Below are 15,814 nucleotides of genomic sequence, written 5' to 3' on the forward strand. Positions count from 1 at the left end.
CTCGAACGAGCGCCAGCGGCTTTCACGGCGCCGGCGCGGACTTACTGCAGCTGCGGCTTCTTAAGAAAGCTGTTGCGGTCGGCGGACTTGATGCGCAGCCAGGCTTCCCGGCCGTTCCTGAGGATGCGCATGGGGATCTCGGCGCCGGCCGGGCCGCTGCTCCAGACCTTGCGGTAGAAATCGGCCAAGCCATCGACCTCTTCGTCGCGGATTTCCGAAATGATATCGCCCTGACGCAGGCCCGCCTGAGCGGCCGGCCCGCCTTCGGCCACGCTCATGACCACCACGCCGCCATTGCTCTCGGCGGAGAAGGCGCCGAGCCAGGGCCGCGGCGGTCTGTTGACCTGTCCCCGGTTCAAGAGATCGTCGAGGATCGGCGGCAAAAGGTCGATCGGCACGACCATGTTGATATCGGCGACCTCGTCGCCATCGCTCATCTGCAGGCGAAGCGAACCGATGCCGAGAAGCTTGCCGTCCGAACCGATCAGCGCCGCACCGCCCCATGAGGGATGGGCTGGTGACGTGAAAATCGCCTCGTCCAGCAGATATTCCCAATAGCCGGCGAATTCCTGCCGGGCGACGATATTAGCCTCGACGAATTCTCCGATGCCATCGGCCAGCACGACGGGATCGCCGGCCTTGGCCGTGGCCGCGTCGCCGAGATCCACCGCCGGCGCATTCAGAGGGCCAAGCGCCTGCACCAGACCGAAGCCGCTTTCCTGATCATAGGCAAGCGCATGCGCGGGAACCACACGCCCGTCATGGGTCGTCAGCCAGACCTCTTCGGCCTCGGTGATCAGATAACCGATGGTCAGCACCAGCCCGTTGTCGCGAATGACCACGCCGCTGCCCTCCCGGACAGTGCCCAGCGTCTCCGCTGTGAAGGCATCTTCCGGAATGGAGGAACGGACGGCCACGACTGACCGCAAAATCGGATCGATATTCATGCTTTCATCCCGATGGGCGCCGACGCGAAAGGCCGAAAGCCGGCGCATTCTTCCTTGAATAGGTAAGAGAATCGACGGCAGGTGCAAGACCGTATCGGAGCGAATTTCGGCAGGCCAACGCGCGACCTCCCTCCGATGCCTGCACCAATCAAGGTTTCACTGAGCGCCGAGACTATCTCGCATGGCACTGGCGGGCGGCTGAGCGCGACCATATTGCCGCGGCGAGCATCCCATCACTCTTTTGAAAGCGGTGCTGAATGCGCTTTCGGATTCATAACCGAGCGACAGGGCGACACCGGCAATTGCTTCGGCCGAGCTTGTCAATCGGTCACCGGCGAGAAGCATGCGCCAGCGCGTCAGATAATCCATCGGCGCAAGCCCGACCTTTTCCTTGAAGTGGAGAGCAAAACTGGACCGCGACATCGAGGCACGTTCAGCCAGTGACTGCAGCGTCCACTTGCGGGCTGGATCGGCATGCAGGGCACCGATAGCCGCACCGATCCGCCGGTCGGTAAGCGCGAAAAGCCAGCCGACGCCGCGCGCATTCGGCGATGCGATATGGAGGCGCAACACCTGCATGAGCATGACATGAGCAAAATGCTCCGCCATCAGAAAGCCACCCGGCTGCTGGTCGCGCAATTCGCGCGTCATCCGATCGAGACACCAGCGCAGCACGGCGGCGTGATCGGAATCCCTCTTCACGTGGACGATCGGCGGCAGGATTCCGAGAAGGATGTCCGAATTTCCTCCCGAAAAGGAAAAACGGCTGCCGATCAGGAAGAAATCGCCGCCGCCATTGCAAGTCGCAATGCCGTCGCGGGCGATCGAATAGATCGCATCGGACGGGATCGCTTCGAGAGCCGGATCGCTGGCGAGACGAAAGGCTCGGCGGCTCGTCAGCAGAAAGCAGTCGCTTTCCTCCAGGCGGACAGCTTCGGGGACGCCATCGACGCTCAGCCAGCACGCGCCTGAAATCACTGCGTTGAACTTGATGCCGTCAGGGGGAGGAAAATCGATCGCCCAAGCACCGCCAGCGTCAAGCCCCGCGGAAACATAGCTGCGCGGTTTGAGCAATGCGAGAACATCGGATAACGGGTCCATGTAGAAATCCGGACGATGGCGAAGAGATGCCGGACCTTAGCGCATGGATCGTCTGGAAGCCACGCCTTATTCTCGCGACCGTCATCCCGAGCGACGGCAACGCGCCGCAGAACAAAGGTAATTATCATGAGTGACAAACAAGTCCCCATCCGCTCCGGATTTGGAGCCCACACGACGGCCGGCGAGGTTTTGGCCGGTCTCGATCTTTCCGGCAAGCGCGCCATCGTCACCGGCGGCCATTCCGGCCTCGGGCTCGAGACCACGCGCGCTCTGGCGGGCGCCGGCGCGAAGGTGACCATCGGCGCAAGGAGCATCGAGGCGGCGCGTAGCGCGGTCGCCGGTATCGATGGCGTAGAGATTGATCGGCTCGACCTTTCCGACCTCGAAAGCGTTCGCGCCTTTGCCGAGCGGTTCGTCGCATCTGGCCGCAGCATCGACATTCTGATCAACAGCGCCGGCATCATGGCCTGCCCGGAAACGCGTGTCGGCGACGGATGGGAGGCACAGTTCGCGACCAATCATCTCGGCCATTTCGCCTTGGTCAACCGCCTCTGGCCGGCGATCTCGCGCGGCACTCGCATCGTTTCGGTTTCCTCCGGTGGCCATGGCAACTCGGCCATACGATGGGAGGATGTGCATTTCGAGACCGGTTACGACAAATGGCAGGCCTACGGCCAGTCGAAGACCGCCAACGCACTTTTCGCCGTGCATCTGGACAGGCTCGGGCGCGACACCGGCATCCGCGCCTTCTCGCTGCACCCGGGCAAGATTTTTACCCCCTTGCAGCGCCATCTCGCAAAGGAGGAAATGGTCAGTGCCGGCTGGATCGATGCAGACGGCAATCCGATTGATCCGACGTTCAAGACACCAGCCCAGGGGGCAGCGACGCAGGTTTGGGCGGCGACCTCGCCACAACTCGAAGGTATGGGAGGCCTCTATTGCGAGGACTGCGATATCGCCATCCGCGCAACGGTTGGAGAACCCGGCGGCGTCAGCGACCATGCAGCCGATCCCGAGGAGGCGGCACGCCTGTGGATCTTGTCGGCAAGGCTGACCGGCATTGACGCTTTCGCGGCGTACGCCTGAAGCCATGGCTCGCGGCAAACCGTCGTCAATGCGCGCTGAAGACGCTGCCGATTGTCTTGCCGTCCTCGCGCCTCACCGGGGACTTCTCGGGTGAAGCCCGATCGGCAAGCCGAGCGGATCGTCAGCACGTCATTGGCGCACACGCTGCCGAAATCGGCCTGCGACAGCGCGGTCGTCGTGCCAGATCGAATTTGCGCAAACAGCAGTCAAATCCGGCGACAATCCGTCATTAAATTGTATCAAGGCGTGCGCAAAAGCTGCGGCATTTCGACGTGCATCATTCTCGGGACTTGGCGCGCGACATTTTTCGTGACAGCGGCACTATGCAACAATATACGGTCAATCTCATCAGGAATCAGACCGACACGGATCACGACATGAAAGACTGGCATCCCGATCTCAGCCGCAGCAGCAGTCCGCGTTATATGGCGATCGCCGATGTGATCGAAATGGATCTGCGCAGCGGGCATCTGGTGGTTGGGGACCGGCTGCCGCCGCAACGCGAACTCGCCAAGCGGCTGAATGTCGATTTCACGACGGTGGCGAGAGGTTATGTCGAGGCGCAGAAGCGTGGGCTTGTGGATTCGCATGTCGGCCGAGGCACCTTCGTTACCGGTGGCGCGGACAAGGAGCGCCAGGGATTCGCGCCCGACGCCGCGCCCGATCCCCGCCGCGCCTCCATCGTCGATTTCTCGATGAACATGCCGCCGGAAACGCACGACCCCGAGCTGATCGCCCGCATGCGCGAGGGCATGTCGGCGGTGACGGCGAACCTCATTCCGCTTCTGCGCTACCAGGGCTTCGGCGGCTCCAGCATGGACAAGGAGGCTGCGGCCTCCTGGCTCAGCCGTCGCGGGCTGGTGCCCTCGCAGGAGCGCATCTTCGTCACACCCGGTGCCCATCCGGCCCTGCTGGCGATCTTCGGCCTGCTGGCAAAACCGGGCGAAACCGTGCTTTCGGAAATCATCACCTATCCCGGCATGCGCTCGATCGCCGCCCAGCTGCGGCTCAATCTGGCCGGTCTGCCGATGGACGAGGACGGTATCCTGCCGGACGCCTTTGCCGAGGCCTGCGAGAGATTGAAGCCGAAGGCGCTCTATCTCAATCCGACGCTGCAGAATCCGACGACGCTGACCATTCCGGCCAGGCGCCGTGAGGAGATCTGCGCCGTTGCCCGCAAATATCATGTGCCGATCGTCGAGGACGATGCCTATGGCTTCATTCCGCAGCACGGCCCGGCGCCGCTCGCGGCAACAGCGCCCGATCTGACCTGGCATATCGGCGGGCTGGCGAAATGCATCGGCGCGGGTCTGCGACTTGCTTATGTCGTAGCGCCGGACAGCAAGGCCGTGTGGCCCTTCGTCAGCGCCATGCGCGCCAACAATGTTATGGCCTCGCCGCTGACCGTGGCGCTCGCCACCCGCTGGATCGAGGACGGCACCGCCGATACGATCCTGCGTTTCATCCGCGCCGAGGCCGCCGCCCGCCAGCAGATGGTCGCCGCCATCCTGCCGGCCGGCAGCTACCGCGCCGATCCGATCAGTTTCAACATCTGGCTGCCGCTCTCCAACGGCTGGACCCGCTCGACCTTCGGCAGCCACACCCGTTCTTCCGGCATCGGCGTCGTCGCAAGCGATGCCTTCACGGTCGAGGGCGCGGCGCCCGAGGCCGTGCGTGTCTGCCTTGGCGGACCGATCACCCGGGAGAAATTGCAGGGCGCACTGGAATTCATGGCCCATGCGCTGGAAGGCCCGCCGGAAATGGCAGCGTCGTTCTTCTGACGCGGAAACGCCGCCCCAGGCTGATCAGGCACGAGCGGTCGAGATCAGATCGGTCTGGCCCTGATCTGTCGGGGCCTGGGCGAAGCGAAACCGTCACGTTCACGTCTGATTCGCCCAGGCTGCCAGGCCTGGCTGCGGCCCCAAATGCTGCTTGATAAATCTGCAGTCAGCTTGCTGCCGGCATGCGCTGGGGAGCTCTGCGGCATTCTGGCGAATTGACTGGTAATTTCCCTATAATGTAATTATATTGAATGCAGTCATTATAGATATTGATGGCATAAATGTTCGCGAAGCAAGAAAGCGAGATCGTCATGGACACGGAATATCCCCCACTTCCTCCGATGCAGACCGGCATCAAGGGACGCTGTCCGCGCTGCGGCCAGGGCCATATGTTCAAGGGCTTCCTGACGTTGCGGCCGGAATGCGAGGTCTGCGGTCTCGATTATTCCTTCGCCGATCCGGCCGACGGTCCGGCCTTCTTCGTCATCTGCTTCGCCTGCATCCCGAGCGTGCTGCTCGGCGTCTGGTTGGAGGTGGCCTTTTCGGCGCCGATTTGGGTGCAGCTTCTGGTCACCGGTCCGTTCATGCTCGCCACCTGTATTCCGCCGCTCCGGCCGCTGAAGGGCTGGCTGGTCGCCAGCCAGTATTTCTACAAGGCGGAAGAGGGCAAGCTCGCCTAGAGCATGATGCCGAAAAGTGTGAGCGGTTTTCAGACGACATCATGCTCTACTTCTTTGATTTAGATCAGGATTCAGATTTTAGGCCGATCGGGCCTAAAAGCATCCTGATCTAGGACTTGTTTAGCGTCGCGCGCAGGCGCGGCGTCGCGAAATCGAGCAGCGCCCGCAGTTTCAAGGGCACCAGTCCCTGCGCGGGATAAACGAGATGCACCGGCGCCGGCGGCGGTTCGAAATCGGCAAGCAGCGGCACCAGCAGGCCAGCCATCTCGGCGCGTGCGGCCTGGTAGGAGAGCACGCGGGTGATGCCGAGGCCGGCGACAGCCGCATCGACCGCGGCCTCGGCAGTGTTGACGGCAAGCCGCGAGCGGATCGGCACCGTGAGGTCATGTCTCCCTTCAATGAATGTCCAGCTCAGCATCGAGGCCATACCCTCGAAGGTGACGCAGTCGTGCCCGGCGAGATCGCCTGGATGCCGGGGGAGTGCGTGCCGTGTGAGATAATCCGGGCTGGCATAGACCGTGCGGTGGATCGCGCCGAGCCTTGTGGCGATCAGGTTACTATCAGGCAGGTTGCCGATCCTCAGCGCCACGTCGATATGATCCTCGACGAGGTTCGACAGCCGGTCGCCAAGCATCAGCCGCAGATTGATATCGGGATAGGCTTTCAGGAAATCCACCACGACAGGCAGGACATGCAGCCGCCCGAAGACGATCGGTGCGGTCATCGTCAGTTCGCCCTTCGGGGCGCTGTATTCGCCGGCTGCCGTCCGTTCCGCCTCTTCCACCCGATCGAGAATTTCCCGCGCCGCCTCGACATAGGAGCGGCCGGCCTCCGTCAGCGTGATCTTCCGGTTGCTCCGTTGCAGCAGCTGGGCGTTGAGATGGGCTTCCAGTTCCGAAACCTTGCGGCTGACGGTTGCGAGCGGGGATCGCAGATGCCGTGAGGCGGCCGACAGGCTGCCCTGTTCGACGACGGCAAGAAGCACGGTCATGGCGTCGAGGCGGTCCATTCTATCCTTCCATGAATTGGTAAGATGCCTCCCAGATTAGCATTCTACTGCAGCCAGATGGAAGGCAGTAAATTAGAGAGCAGATGGTTCGAAGCGGCCATCGCCAACCGCGTCCCGTCGATCGGAAGACCAGAGGAACCATCATGAAACTCTACCATCACCCGCTTTCCGGCCATGCGCATCGGGCTCACTTGTTCCTGTCGCTGCTTGGCGTTCCCTATGAACTGGTCGAGGTCGACATGGCGGCAGGCGCCCACAAGGCGCCGGACTTTTTGAAGCTCAATCCCTTTGGCCAGGTGCCGGTGCTCGACGACAATGGCACGGTCATTGCCGATTCCTCTGCCATCCTCGTCTATCTCGCGCGCAAATACGGCCGCACCGACTGGCTGCCGGAAGAGGCGGTGGCCGCGGCGCGGATACAGAAATGGCTCTCGGTTGCAGCAGGCGAGATCGCTTATGGGCCATGTGCTGCGCGCCTAGTCACCGTCTTCGGCGCTGACTTCCGCACCGACGAGGTGATCGCCCGGGCGCACCGCATTCTTGCGCTGATCGAGGCGGAGCTCCACGGTCACAGCTTCCTGCTCGGCGACAATCCTGTGATCGCCGACGTGGCGCTCTACAGCTACATCGCCAATGCGCCGGAGGGTAATGTCGATATCTCGGCCTATCCAAGCGTTCGCGCCTGGCTTGCGCGCATCGAGGCGCTGCCGGGTTTCGTCGGTTTTCGCAAGACCAAGATCGGCCTTGCCGCGTGACAAGCCGCCGGGGCAGGGACGCTGCCCCGGTTCCCAAAATGCTGCCCCGAAGGAGGCCGTGATGCTGGAACAGACAAGACAGGATGCCACATCGCCCTGGCATGCGGGCGAACTCGCCATGCAGCGCAGTGTCGGTGTCGCCGAACGCATGGACGGGCCGGGCCGGAATTTCGTCCGCAAGGCCATGCCGGAGCAGCATCGCGCCTTCTTTCCGATGCTGCCTTTCGTCGTGCTCGGCGCGGTCGATGCCAAGGGCGATGTCTGGGCAACGGTCAGGGCCGAGCGCCCGGGGTTCATGGCCTCGCCGGAGCCGGAGATTCTCGAGGTGCACCTGCCGCGTGACGCAGCCGATCCTGCCGATGCCGGCATGGAGGATGGTGACGCGATTGGAATGCTCGGCATCCAGCTCGAGACCCGGCGGCGCAACCGGCTGAACGGCGTGATCCACAGGACGGATGCTGAAGCTTTCCAAGTACGCGTCGGCCAGAGCTTCGGCAATTGCCCGCAATATATCCAGCTTCGCTCCTCCGCCTTCGTCCGCGATCCCGATCTGCCGACGGCGATGCCGACGCTTCATTCCAGCCAACTCGACGATCGGGCGCTAGGGATGATCGAGGGCGCCGATACGTTTTTCGTCGCCTCCTATGTCGACCGCGACAATGGCGAGCGACAGGTGGACGTGTCCCATCGCGGCGGCAATGCCGGCTTCGTCCATGTCGGCGCCGATGGCGTACTGACCATTCCCGATTTTCCCGGCAATCGGTTCTTCAACACGCTGGGTAATTTCCTCGTCAACCCGAAGGCGGGGCTGGTCTTCATCGATTTCGAAACCGGGGACATCCTGCAGATGACGGGCAGGGCCGAGGTGCTGCTGGATTCGCCTGAGATCGCCACCTTTCAACGGGCGGAACGGTTGTGGCGTTTCACGCCGCAAAAGATCGTGCTTCGCCCGGATGCCCTGCCGTTGCGGTGGCGCCGGCCTCCCGGCCTTTGAGAAACGCCGCCTGGAAGCGGCTTGCCAATCAATGTACTGATCAGTACAATGATAACCGTTCAGTACAGGAGCGCCCGGAGAACCTATGTCCAGCCTCGTCCCGCCTTTCACCCTTGAGACCGCCACCCAGAAAGTCCGTCTTGCCGAGGATGGCTGGAACAGCCGTGATCCCCAGCGCGTCTCGCTCGTCTATACGCCGGACAGCCGCTGGCGGAACCGCGCTGAATTCATCACCGGCCGCGCGGAGATCGTCGCTTTCCTCACCCGCAAATGGGCAAAGGAGCTGGATTACCGGCTGATCAAGGAGATCTGGGCCTTCACCGATCATCGCATCGCCGTGCGCTTCGCCTATGAATGGCACGATGACAGCGGCAACTGGTTCCGCTCCTATGGCAACGAGAACTGGGAATTCGACGCCGCCGGCTTGATGCAGCGCCGCTTCGCCTGCATCAACGACCTGCCGATCCGGGAATCGGAGCGCAAGTACCATTGGCCGCTCGGCCGGCGGCCGGATGACCATCCCGGTCTGACCGAACTCGGCCTCTAAACAAGCCAGGGAAGCCACGGGTGAAGACCGTCTACGAACGCGCCGACATCGTACCGCTGCTCGCCGAAATCTTCCGCGAGCTCGGCTATGAGGGCACTTCGCTCAGCCGCATCACCGAACGCACCGGCATCGGCAAGGGCAGCCTTTACCACTTCTTCCCCGGTGGCAAGGAGGAGATGGCGGGCGCCGTGCTCGCCGATGTCGATGCCTGGTTCGAACATGCGATCTATCAGCCGCTGAGAAAGGACGACGCCGATCAGGCGATCGCGGCGATGTGGACGAATGTGAACGACTACTTCCGCTCCGGTCGCCGCATCTGCCTCGTCGGCGCCTTCGCGCTTGACGAAACCCGCGAGCGGTTTTCGGCAGAGATCGGCGATTATTTCATTCGCTGGATCGACGCCTTGCGCTCGGCGTTGATGCGGGCAGGCCGGTCTGAGGGGGAGGCGCAAACACTCGCCGAGGAGGGCGTCGCGGGCATTCAAGGCGCACTGGTGCTGTCGCGTGCGCTCGACGACAGGATGATTTTCACCCGATCATTGGACACGCTGGCGAAACGGCTAGATGCTGTGATGCGATGAGGGGGCTGTACTACGATGAGGGGCGGTCAACCGCTGGGACGTGTATTGTACCTATGAAAAAATTCACCCGGCCATGAGTGACTGGCCGGGGCGTTGATCGGGCGCTGGGGCGGCGCTCGAGCTTAAATCGGTACCGCTTTGCGTCTATTTCAGCGTTGCTGTTGAGGCTGCTGGGCCGGGCGCGTATTTTCCCGTTCAGGGCGAACCTGGCGCCATTCGTTTTCCATCTGGTCGACGACATGCTGGGGAATGGTGGTTGGGCTATTGGCGGACGTCTGCATCGGAAGTCTCCTCTTTTCGCAGTAAGGCTTCAGGGCAGGAAGATGCATTGCACAAGACAAAAGGCGTGTAAATCAGTGGCTTAAACACTTTAAACGATTAAATCGAATTTAATCGATTAAGATAGTTTTAACCTTGATATTTGAGGGAAGCGCGGAATGGTTGTCCACATGGACCGGGCATTCTTTTTCGACACGGTACGGCACGGACTCTTCAAGGGAAACCTGACTCAGCCTCAGGTAGTGGGCATCACGGCGATTCTCGACGCCTGGGAAGAACGGTTTGCCGATGCCGACCGGCGGTGGCTCGCCTATATCCTCGCAACCGCTTACCACGAGACCGCCTATACGATGCAGCCGGTGCGTGAGACGCTGGCGGAAAGCGATGCGCGCGCAGTCGAGATCCTCGAGACGGCCTTTGCCGCAGGCCGGCTCTCTTGGGTGAAGACGCCCTACTGGCGGCCGGACGAGGATGGCTGCAGCTGGCTCGGACGCGGCCTGGTGCAGCTCACCCACAAGCGGAACTACGAGGCGATGGGTGTGCTGACGGGGATCGATCTCGTTGCCGATCCCGACCGGGCGATGGAGATGGATGCGGCGGTGACGATCCTGATCGAGGGCATGCTGCAGGGAAGTTTTACCGGCCACAAGCTCGCCGATCACCTGAACGCGACGACCGCGGATTGGGTGAATGCGCGCCGCATCGTCAATGGCACCGACCGGGCGGAAAAGCTCGCCGCTTATGCCATGGTCTTCGATGCGGCGATACGTCCCGATGCGGCCCGTGGCATGCTCGCGCGGTTGAAGGCCTGGGGCGCGCGTGTTATCGCCCGGCTGACAGCTGGAGCGCCGCGCCTCCGATAGGGTGCGCCAAGGTCGCTTCATCATTTTGATAAATCTGACAGGAGCTTCCGCGTGATCCGTCATATCGTCTTCTTCACCGTGCAGGAGGAACATCTGCAGGAGGTGAGGGCCGGGCTTTCTATACTGACCGGCATTCCGCATGCGCGGCTGCTGGAAATCGGCACCAATGTGAAGACCGATCAGCTGGGCACCGAGATCGATCTCGTAGTCTATGGCGAATTCGACGACGAGGCGGCCCTTGCCGCCTACAAGGCGCATCCCGATTATCAGCTCTCGATCGATCGCGTGCGGCCGCTCCGGGAAAAGCGCATCGCCGCCGACTACGATAACCGCACGGCTGTGACGCGGCCGCTCTGACTTGCCCAGGCGTTTGGCCACGCTGTATTCCATCGAAATTTCAACTGGATGAATGATTTTCCGGATTCGGATCGCCCGGAAGCTGACTCAACTTCTGAGTCCTCAGACTCACCTTTCGAAAAAGCGGCGGCAAGCGATTCAAAAGATTCGTGAAAAGCGGCTTCTGGTTCATGATCTGGCTGCCGCAGCGGTTGCGGCGTATGGACGGAAAGCCGCGCTCGTCCATGCTTGGATGATAATCAAGAGACATTAAGAATGGCTGACTCTGATGCGCGGGCACCGCGCACCAGCGCCATCAGCATCAGCACGAAGGCCAGCGACAAGGCCGCGAGAACGGCGCAGGCGGCGAGCGCCGGGCCGGTGCCGGCGCGATCGAGGATGGCGGTGAAGATGACGGGGGCGATGGCGTTGGCGAGGTTCTGCGGCAGCGACAGCCGGGCCGATTGCAGTCCGAATTCGCGCGGTGAGAACAGCGCCAGCGGTAGCAGCGCGCGGGCGACGGTCATGACCCCGGTGCCGAACCCGTAAAACAGGACGAAGGTGACAAGCAGCGGCGTCGACGGGCTGGCAACCAGCATCATCAGGAAACTGATCATCATCAGGCTGATGCCCATGACCGCGCTGAGCATGGGGTTGCCGTGCCGGCCGAGCAGCATGTCGAGGAAACGTGCAGAGATGCCGAGGACGCCGCGTGCCGAGCCGAGCTGCAGCGCAAAGGCCGGCGAGGCGCCGGACTGGCGGAAGATTTCGAGCAGTGATGGCGAGATGCCGAAGGTGACGAAGGTCGAGATCGTCGTCGTCGCGGCGATCAGCAGGAAGGCTTTTCGCTGCTTGGCTTTCGACAGCGGCACCGGAGCGATTTCGGCTGTGCCGCCTTCGACATGTGTTGCGATCGGCTTCGGCAGGCCTAAGAGATGCAGCGGCAGACAGACGAAGAATTGCAGCGCCGCACAGACCAGGAAGGTGAGGCGCCAGCCGACCGCCTCGTTGAGCAGGCTGAGGATCGGCCAGAAGATGGCGCTCGAAAGCCCGGTGAACAGCATCAGGATGGCGATGACGCGTTTGCCGTTTGCTCCTTCGCGCTCGACGACGGCGGTATAGGCCGGCGCCGAGAGGCCAAATGCGCCGCCGATGCCGATGATGACCCAGGCGCTGGCATAGAGCACGATGCCGTTTGCGGCGGCAAGCAGAAGCAGCCCGAGCGCAAAGGTCAGCGAGGCGGCCGAAAGCACACGGGCAGCACCATAGCGGCCGAGCCATCGGCCGGTCGCCGGACCGACGATGGCGCTGACCACCATCATGATCGTCAGGCCGGCAAACGCCACTTCGTTCGCCAGGCCGAGATCCGGCGCGACGACACGGCCCATGACCCCGAGCATGTCGAACGTCGTGCCCCAGCCGATCAGCTGGGTAACGGCGAGGACGGTGACCGTCTGCGCCGAGCGGAAGCGGGAGGATTTTGGCATTGGTGCTGAAACGGTCTGAAATGTGGGGGCGGCAAGGACATAACAGTTTCAACCGGCCCGTGAAAGCTGCGGTCGGCAGGAATCGGAACGGCGCGGCCGATTCGCGGACAAAGACTGTGGTGTCGGTCCCGCCGGCTCCCCACCTTTACCGGAGGTGATAAAGAACGCGTGGATAAGGCTGGAGGTCATCGTTTTTGGGTGCAATGGCGGTGGCCGTAGCTGGCTGCTGCGGCGTTTTCCAGGCCCTGAAACCGGCTGCTTCGAACAGTCGAGAACAGTTCTAAACACCCTGCATTACGGGGCATTCATTTGCCATTCAGGTCGCGTGAGTACATATTCGGAGCAAGTTGGCATTACCTTGAAAGCATAACACATGGCCTTTCCTCTGAGCGTCGCAGCATTGGCCGCCGGACTGGTGGTATCGGCGCCCTCACCGGACGCCACGAGCAGTTTTGTCGTGCGTATCGGAGGCGATTGCAGCGCCGCCGCAGCCCAGGTCGTCGAGCAGACCGGCGGCCAGCTCCTGTCCGTGCAACCGGTGGGCGATACCTGCATCATCACCGTTCTTGTGCAGGGCAATGGACAGCGCCCACGCAAAGTCACGGTAAAGGTTCCGATGTAGGCGGAATCGGCTTATTCAGGACATTGATTGATTTGAAGCGGACGAAGGCGGACCGATGCGCATCCTGGTAGTCGAAGACGACGTGAATCTGAACCGGCAGCTGGCCGACACGCTGAAGGAGGCGGGCTATGTCGTCGACCAGGCGTTCGATGGCGAGGAAGGCCATTTCCTCGGCGACACCGAACCCTATGACGCCATCATCCTCGATATCGGCCTGCCGGAGTTGGACGGGGTCACCGTTCTAGAAAAATGGCGTGGCGCCGGCCGCGGTGTGCCGGTGCTGATCCTGACGGCGCGCGACCGCTGGAGCGACAAGGTCGCCGGCATCGATGCCGGTGCCGACGACTACGTCACCAAGCCCTTCCATGTCGAGGAAGTGCTGGCCCGCCTTCGGGCGCTGATCCGGCGCGCGGCCGGGCATTCCTCATCCGAGATCATCTGCGGGCCGGTGCGGCTCGATACCAAGTCCTCGAAGGCGACGGTCAACGGCACGACGCTGAAGCTGACCTCGCACGAATATCGCCTGCTTTCCTATCTCATGCACCACATGGGCGAGGTCGTTTCGCGCACGGAACTGGTCGAGCATATGTACGACCAGGATTTCGACCGTGATTCCAACACGATCGAGGTCTTCGTCGGCCGCCTGCGCAAGAAAATGGGGGTCGACCTGATCGAAACGGTGCGCGGTCTCGGTTACCGCATCCAAGCGCCGAAACATGCGAATTAAGTCGCTCACCGCACGTGTGTTGCTGCTGACCACGGTCTGGTCGACGGTGGCGCTGGTGGTGATCGGCCTCTTGATCTCCACCCTCTACCGCAAGAGTGCCGAACGCGGTTTCCAGGATCTGTTGCGGGCGCAGCTCTACAACGTCATCAATTCGGTGACGATCGGCGATCAGGGCGCTCTCAGCGGCAGCCCGCAGCTCGGCGACCTGCGTTTTGCCCAGCCGAAGACCGGCTGGTACTGGGTGGTGGAGCCGCTCGGCACCTATACGACCGCGCCGCTGGTGTCGCCTTCGCTCGGCTCGGCGCTCATTCCGGTTCCCTCCGTCGTCGAGGCGCCCTTCGACAAGAATTACGAGCGCTACTATCAGGTGACGGATGCTTCCGGGAACCGCGTGCAGGTGGCCGAGACCGAAGTGGTGCTCGATACCGACGGCCGCGCGGCGCGCGTCCGCGTCACCGGTAACGTCGATGTCGTCGAGGACGACGTGCGCACCTTTTCCCACAGCCTCTATCTGGCGCTGGCCGGTTTCGGCGTCGGCAGCCTGATCGTCAATGCGCTGGCGATTCTCTACGGCCTTAAGCCGCTCGACAAGGCGCGTGCCGCGCTGGAACGCGTCCGCGCCGGCGAGAGCGAACAGCTGAAGGGCGACTTCCCGCGCGAAATCCTGCCGCTCGCCAACGAGGTGAACGCGCTGATCGACAGCAATCGTCGCATTGTCGAGCGGGCCCGCATGCAGGTCGGCAATCTCGCGCATTCGCTGAAGACGCCGATCGCCGTGCTTCTCAACGAGGCGCGCGTCCTGGAAAAATCCCATGGTGAGCTGGTCCGCAGCCAGGCGGAAGCGATGCAGGGGCAGGTGCAGTCCTATCTCAATCGGGCGCGCATCGCCGCGCAGCGCGAATCCGTGCTCGCCCGCACCGATGCCGAGCCGGCGCTTGAACGGCTGGTGCGCGTCATGCGCCGGCTGAACGTCGATACCGAATTCGATCTCGTCGTCTCGCCGCCGCATCTGGCCGTTGCCATGGAGCAGCAGGATCTCGAGGAGACCGTCGGCAATCTCCTGGAAAATGCGGCGCGTTTTGCCAAAAGCCGGGTGCGGCTTTCGGCCGTCGAGGCCGCCGAGGATGTGAAGGGGGTGGAGGCGAGCGGCCGCCGCCATTGGGTGGAACTCGCCGTCGAGGATGACGGGCCGGGCCTGGAGCCGGACCAGATCCGCGAGGCGCTGAAGCGCGGCCGCAGGCTCGACGAAAGCAAGCCTGGAACCGGGCTCGGCCTTTCGATCGTCACCGAGATTTCCAACGAATACCAGGGACGGCTCGAGCTTTCCCGCGGTGAATGGGGCGGGCTGAAGGCCAAGCTTATCCTGCCCGGCGTCACAAAGGATGTTGCATGAGCAACTGCTTGATGTCACAAAGATACTGGCAAATGTATAGCATGCTTTGCCTTAATGCTGACACGGGGACGCTGCACTTCGATCGGCTGAAATTGACCCCTGATCGTGGTTCGACGCAATGATTTTACGCTCGCAAGGCATGATCGCTTCCGCTCTTCTCGTCGCCGTCGCGCTGTCCGGCTGCACGACGACGAAGAGTGCCGCTTCGCGCGGCATTTTTTCGAGCAAGCCCTCGGCATCGGCCGCCTTCATCACCGCGCTGCAGGGCGGCATCGTCGGCCGCAGCGGCGTGACGCTGAACGACAGCGACAAGCAGCGCGCGCTCGAGGCGGAATATCGGGCGCTGGAAGGCGCCGCCGTCGGCCAGCCAGTGCTCTGGACCGGCAAGGACGTGACCGGCAAGGTCGTTGCGGCTGCACCCTATCAGGTCGGTTCCCAGAACTGCCGGCAATATACCCACACGCTGACCGTCGACGGCAAGGACACGGTGACGCGCGGCGCTGCCTGCCGCAATGACGACGGCAGCTGGTCGCCGCTCTGAATTGCGGCCAATAGAGCGCCGCGCGTCCGACAGGACGCGCTAAGGACGCTCTATCACTTTAAATGGCGCATAATCCTTTCCGAAA

The 15,814-nt window shown here is 62.5% G+C and carries 18 protein-coding genes; 13 read left to right on the forward strand and 5 right to left on the reverse strand.

Annotated elements, in window-relative coordinates:
• Positions 1–41 precede the first annotated feature (41 nt).
• Entirely contained in the window at positions 42–947 is a 906-nt protein-coding gene (locus ACM5SV_RS09360; RefSeq protein WP_012756697.1) for a S1C family serine protease, read from the reverse strand.
• Between the two features lie 156 nt (positions 948–1,103).
• The gene (locus ACM5SV_RS09365; protein WP_128439213.1) at positions 1,104–2,048 is read right to left on the reverse strand and encodes an AraC family transcriptional regulator; all 945 of its coding nucleotides are present in this window, start codon (positions 2,046–2,048) and stop codon (positions 1,104–1,106) included.
• Between the two features lie 126 nt (positions 2,049–2,174).
• Here ACM5SV_RS09365 and ACM5SV_RS09370 point away from each other — a divergent pair, with 126 nt between their 5' ends.
• The 3 genes from ACM5SV_RS09370 to ACM5SV_RS09380 all read left to right on the forward strand — a co-directional run bounded on the left by ACM5SV_RS09370 (position 2,175) and on the right by ACM5SV_RS09380 (position 5,595).
• The gene (locus ACM5SV_RS09370) at positions 2,175–3,134 is read left to right on the forward strand and encodes an SDR family NAD(P)-dependent oxidoreductase (RefSeq protein ID WP_012756699.1); all 960 of its coding nucleotides are present in this window, start codon (positions 2,175–2,177) and stop codon (positions 3,132–3,134) included.
• Positions 3,135–3,511: 377 nt separating this feature from the next.
• Positions 3,512–4,915 (forward strand): PLP-dependent aminotransferase family protein, encoded by a 1,404-nt coding sequence (locus ACM5SV_RS09375; protein ID WP_012756700.1) that lies wholly within the window; start codon positions 3,512–3,514, stop codon positions 4,913–4,915.
• Between the two features lie 311 nt (positions 4,916–5,226).
• Entirely contained in the window at positions 5,227–5,595 is a 369-nt protein-coding gene (locus ACM5SV_RS09380; protein WP_003546717.1) for a DUF983 domain-containing protein, read from the forward strand.
• A 109-nt stretch (positions 5,596–5,704) separates the two neighbouring features.
• On the opposite strand, the gene ACM5SV_RS09385 is transcribed toward ACM5SV_RS09380, so the two are convergent.
• Complete coding sequence (locus ACM5SV_RS09385; RefSeq protein WP_222014409.1) at positions 5,705–6,604, reverse strand: LysR family transcriptional regulator; 900 nt, start codon at positions 6,602–6,604, stop codon at positions 5,705–5,707.
• A 143-nt stretch (positions 6,605–6,747) separates the two neighbouring features.
• On the opposite strand from ACM5SV_RS09385, the gene ACM5SV_RS09390 reads away from it, so the two are divergent.
• The 4 genes from ACM5SV_RS09390 (at position 6,748) to ACM5SV_RS09405 (ending at position 9,481) form a co-directional block, all read left to right on the forward strand.
• Positions 6,748–7,359 carry a glutathione S-transferase family protein gene (locus ACM5SV_RS09390; protein WP_128439210.1) on the forward strand — a complete coding sequence of 204 codons (612 nt, stop codon included), beginning with the start codon at positions 6,748–6,750 and terminating at the stop codon, positions 7,357–7,359.
• 61 nt (positions 7,360–7,420) lie between these two features.
• Positions 7,421–8,353 carry a pyridoxamine 5'-phosphate oxidase family protein gene (locus tag ACM5SV_RS09395; RefSeq protein ID WP_128439209.1) on the forward strand — a complete coding sequence of 311 codons (933 nt, stop codon included), beginning with the start codon at positions 7,421–7,423 and terminating at the stop codon, positions 8,351–8,353.
• Positions 8,354–8,438: 85 nt separating this feature from the next.
• Positions 8,439–8,900 carry a DUF1348 family protein gene (locus ACM5SV_RS09400; protein ID WP_012756704.1) on the forward strand — a complete coding sequence of 154 codons (462 nt, stop codon included), beginning with the start codon at positions 8,439–8,441 and terminating at the stop codon, positions 8,898–8,900.
• A gap of 20 nt (positions 8,901–8,920) precedes the next feature.
• Complete coding sequence (locus tag ACM5SV_RS09405; RefSeq protein WP_128439208.1) at positions 8,921–9,481, forward strand: TetR/AcrR family transcriptional regulator; 561 nt, start codon at positions 8,921–8,923, stop codon at positions 9,479–9,481.
• Between the two features lie 149 nt (positions 9,482–9,630).
• On the opposite strand, the gene ACM5SV_RS09410 is transcribed toward ACM5SV_RS09405, so the two are convergent.
• Positions 9,631–9,762: a hypothetical protein gene (locus ACM5SV_RS09410; protein WP_020486941.1), complete on the reverse strand. Its 132-nt coding sequence runs from the start codon at positions 9,760–9,762 to the stop codon at positions 9,631–9,633.
• Between the two features lie 156 nt (positions 9,763–9,918).
• Between ACM5SV_RS09410 and ACM5SV_RS09415 the strand changes: the two genes are divergently transcribed.
• Together ACM5SV_RS09415 and ACM5SV_RS09420 are read left to right on the forward strand one after the other, a co-directional pair.
• Positions 9,919–10,623 carry a hypothetical protein gene (locus ACM5SV_RS09415; RefSeq protein ID WP_222014408.1) on the forward strand — a complete coding sequence of 235 codons (705 nt, stop codon included), beginning with the start codon at positions 9,919–9,921 and terminating at the stop codon, positions 10,621–10,623.
• A 51-nt stretch (positions 10,624–10,674) separates the two neighbouring features.
• Entirely contained in the window at positions 10,675–10,980 is a 306-nt protein-coding gene (locus tag ACM5SV_RS09420; RefSeq protein ID WP_012756708.1) for a Dabb family protein, read from the forward strand.
• Positions 10,981–11,219: 239 nt separating this feature from the next.
• Here ACM5SV_RS09420 and ACM5SV_RS09425 read toward each other — a convergent pair whose 3' ends face one another.
• Positions 11,220–12,446 carry an MFS transporter gene (locus ACM5SV_RS09425; RefSeq protein ID WP_113547102.1) on the reverse strand — a complete coding sequence of 409 codons (1,227 nt, stop codon included), beginning with the start codon at positions 12,444–12,446 and terminating at the stop codon, positions 11,220–11,222.
• 373 nt (positions 12,447–12,819) lie between these two features.
• Here ACM5SV_RS09425 and ACM5SV_RS09430 point away from each other — a divergent pair, with 373 nt between their 5' ends.
• The 4 genes from ACM5SV_RS09430 to ACM5SV_RS09445 all read left to right on the forward strand — a co-directional run bounded on the left by ACM5SV_RS09430 (position 12,820) and on the right by ACM5SV_RS09445 (position 15,729).
• Positions 12,820–13,068, forward strand: a complete 249-nt coding sequence (locus ACM5SV_RS09430) for a hypothetical protein (RefSeq protein ID WP_012756710.1) — start codon at positions 12,820–12,822, stop codon at positions 13,066–13,068.
• A gap of 55 nt (positions 13,069–13,123) precedes the next feature.
• Positions 13,124–13,795 (forward strand): response regulator transcription factor, encoded by a 672-nt coding sequence (locus tag ACM5SV_RS09435; RefSeq protein WP_012756711.1) that lies wholly within the window; start codon positions 13,124–13,126, stop codon positions 13,793–13,795.
• Positions 13,785–15,188: a sensor histidine kinase gene (locus ACM5SV_RS09440; RefSeq protein ID WP_012756712.1), complete on the forward strand. Its 1,404-nt coding sequence runs from the start codon at positions 13,785–13,787 to the stop codon at positions 15,186–15,188. The genes ACM5SV_RS09435 and ACM5SV_RS09440 overlap by 11 nt, the downstream gene beginning before the upstream one ends.
• A gap of 118 nt (positions 15,189–15,306) precedes the next feature.
• A complete protein-coding gene (locus ACM5SV_RS09445) occupies positions 15,307–15,729 on the forward strand; it encodes a hypothetical protein (RefSeq protein ID WP_012756713.1) in 423 nt (140 codons plus the stop codon).
• Positions 15,730–15,814 lie beyond the last annotated feature (85 nt).

Origin of the sequence: Rhizobium sp. CRRU65, from assembly GCF_048551595.1 — a bacterium.
Taxonomy (GTDB): domain Bacteria; phylum Pseudomonadota; class Alphaproteobacteria; order Rhizobiales; family Rhizobiaceae; genus Rhizobium; species Rhizobium leguminosarum_J.

Bases quoted from the DNA above. Each gene is read 5' to 3' on its own strand.
- ACM5SV_RS09360 (WP_012756697.1), bottom strand. From the start codon at position 947: ATGAATATCGATCCGATTTTGCGGTCAGTCGTGGCCGTCCGTTCCTCC.
- ACM5SV_RS09365 (WP_128439213.1), bottom strand. From the start codon at position 2,048: ATGGACCCGTTATCCGATGTTCTCGCATTGCTCAAACCGCGCAGCTAT.
- ACM5SV_RS09370 (WP_012756699.1), top strand. From the start codon at position 2,175: ATGAGTGACAAACAAGTCCCCATCCGCTCCGGATTTGGAGCCCACACG.
- ACM5SV_RS09375 (WP_012756700.1), top strand. From the start codon at position 3,512: ATGAAAGACTGGCATCCCGATCTCAGCCGCAGCAGCAGTCCGCGTTAT.
- ACM5SV_RS09380 (WP_003546717.1), top strand. From the start codon at position 5,227: ATGGACACGGAATATCCCCCACTTCCTCCGATGCAGACCGGCATCAAG.
- ACM5SV_RS09385 (WP_222014409.1), bottom strand. From the start codon at position 6,604: ATGGACCGCCTCGACGCCATGACCGTGCTTCTTGCCGTCGTCGAACAG.
- ACM5SV_RS09390 (WP_128439210.1), top strand. From the start codon at position 6,748: ATGAAACTCTACCATCACCCGCTTTCCGGCCATGCGCATCGGGCTCAC.
- ACM5SV_RS09395 (WP_128439209.1), top strand. From the start codon at position 7,421: ATGCTGGAACAGACAAGACAGGATGCCACATCGCCCTGGCATGCGGGC.
- ACM5SV_RS09400 (WP_012756704.1), top strand. From the start codon at position 8,439: ATGTCCAGCCTCGTCCCGCCTTTCACCCTTGAGACCGCCACCCAGAAA.
- ACM5SV_RS09410 (WP_020486941.1), bottom strand. From the start codon at position 9,762: ATGCAGACGTCCGCCAATAGCCCAACCACCATTCCCCAGCATGTCGTC.
- ACM5SV_RS09415 (WP_222014408.1), top strand. From the start codon at position 9,919: ATGGTTGTCCACATGGACCGGGCATTCTTTTTCGACACGGTACGGCAC.
- ACM5SV_RS09425 (WP_113547102.1), bottom strand. From the start codon at position 12,446: ATGCCAAAATCCTCCCGCTTCCGCTCGGCGCAGACGGTCACCGTCCTC.
- ACM5SV_RS09430 (WP_012756710.1), top strand. From the start codon at position 12,820: ATGGCCTTTCCTCTGAGCGTCGCAGCATTGGCCGCCGGACTGGTGGTA.
- ACM5SV_RS09435 (WP_012756711.1), top strand. From the start codon at position 13,124: ATGCGCATCCTGGTAGTCGAAGACGACGTGAATCTGAACCGGCAGCTG.
- ACM5SV_RS09440 (WP_012756712.1), top strand. From the start codon at position 13,785: ATGCGAATTAAGTCGCTCACCGCACGTGTGTTGCTGCTGACCACGGTC.
- ACM5SV_RS09445 (WP_012756713.1), top strand. From the start codon at position 15,307: ATGATTTTACGCTCGCAAGGCATGATCGCTTCCGCTCTTCTCGTCGCC.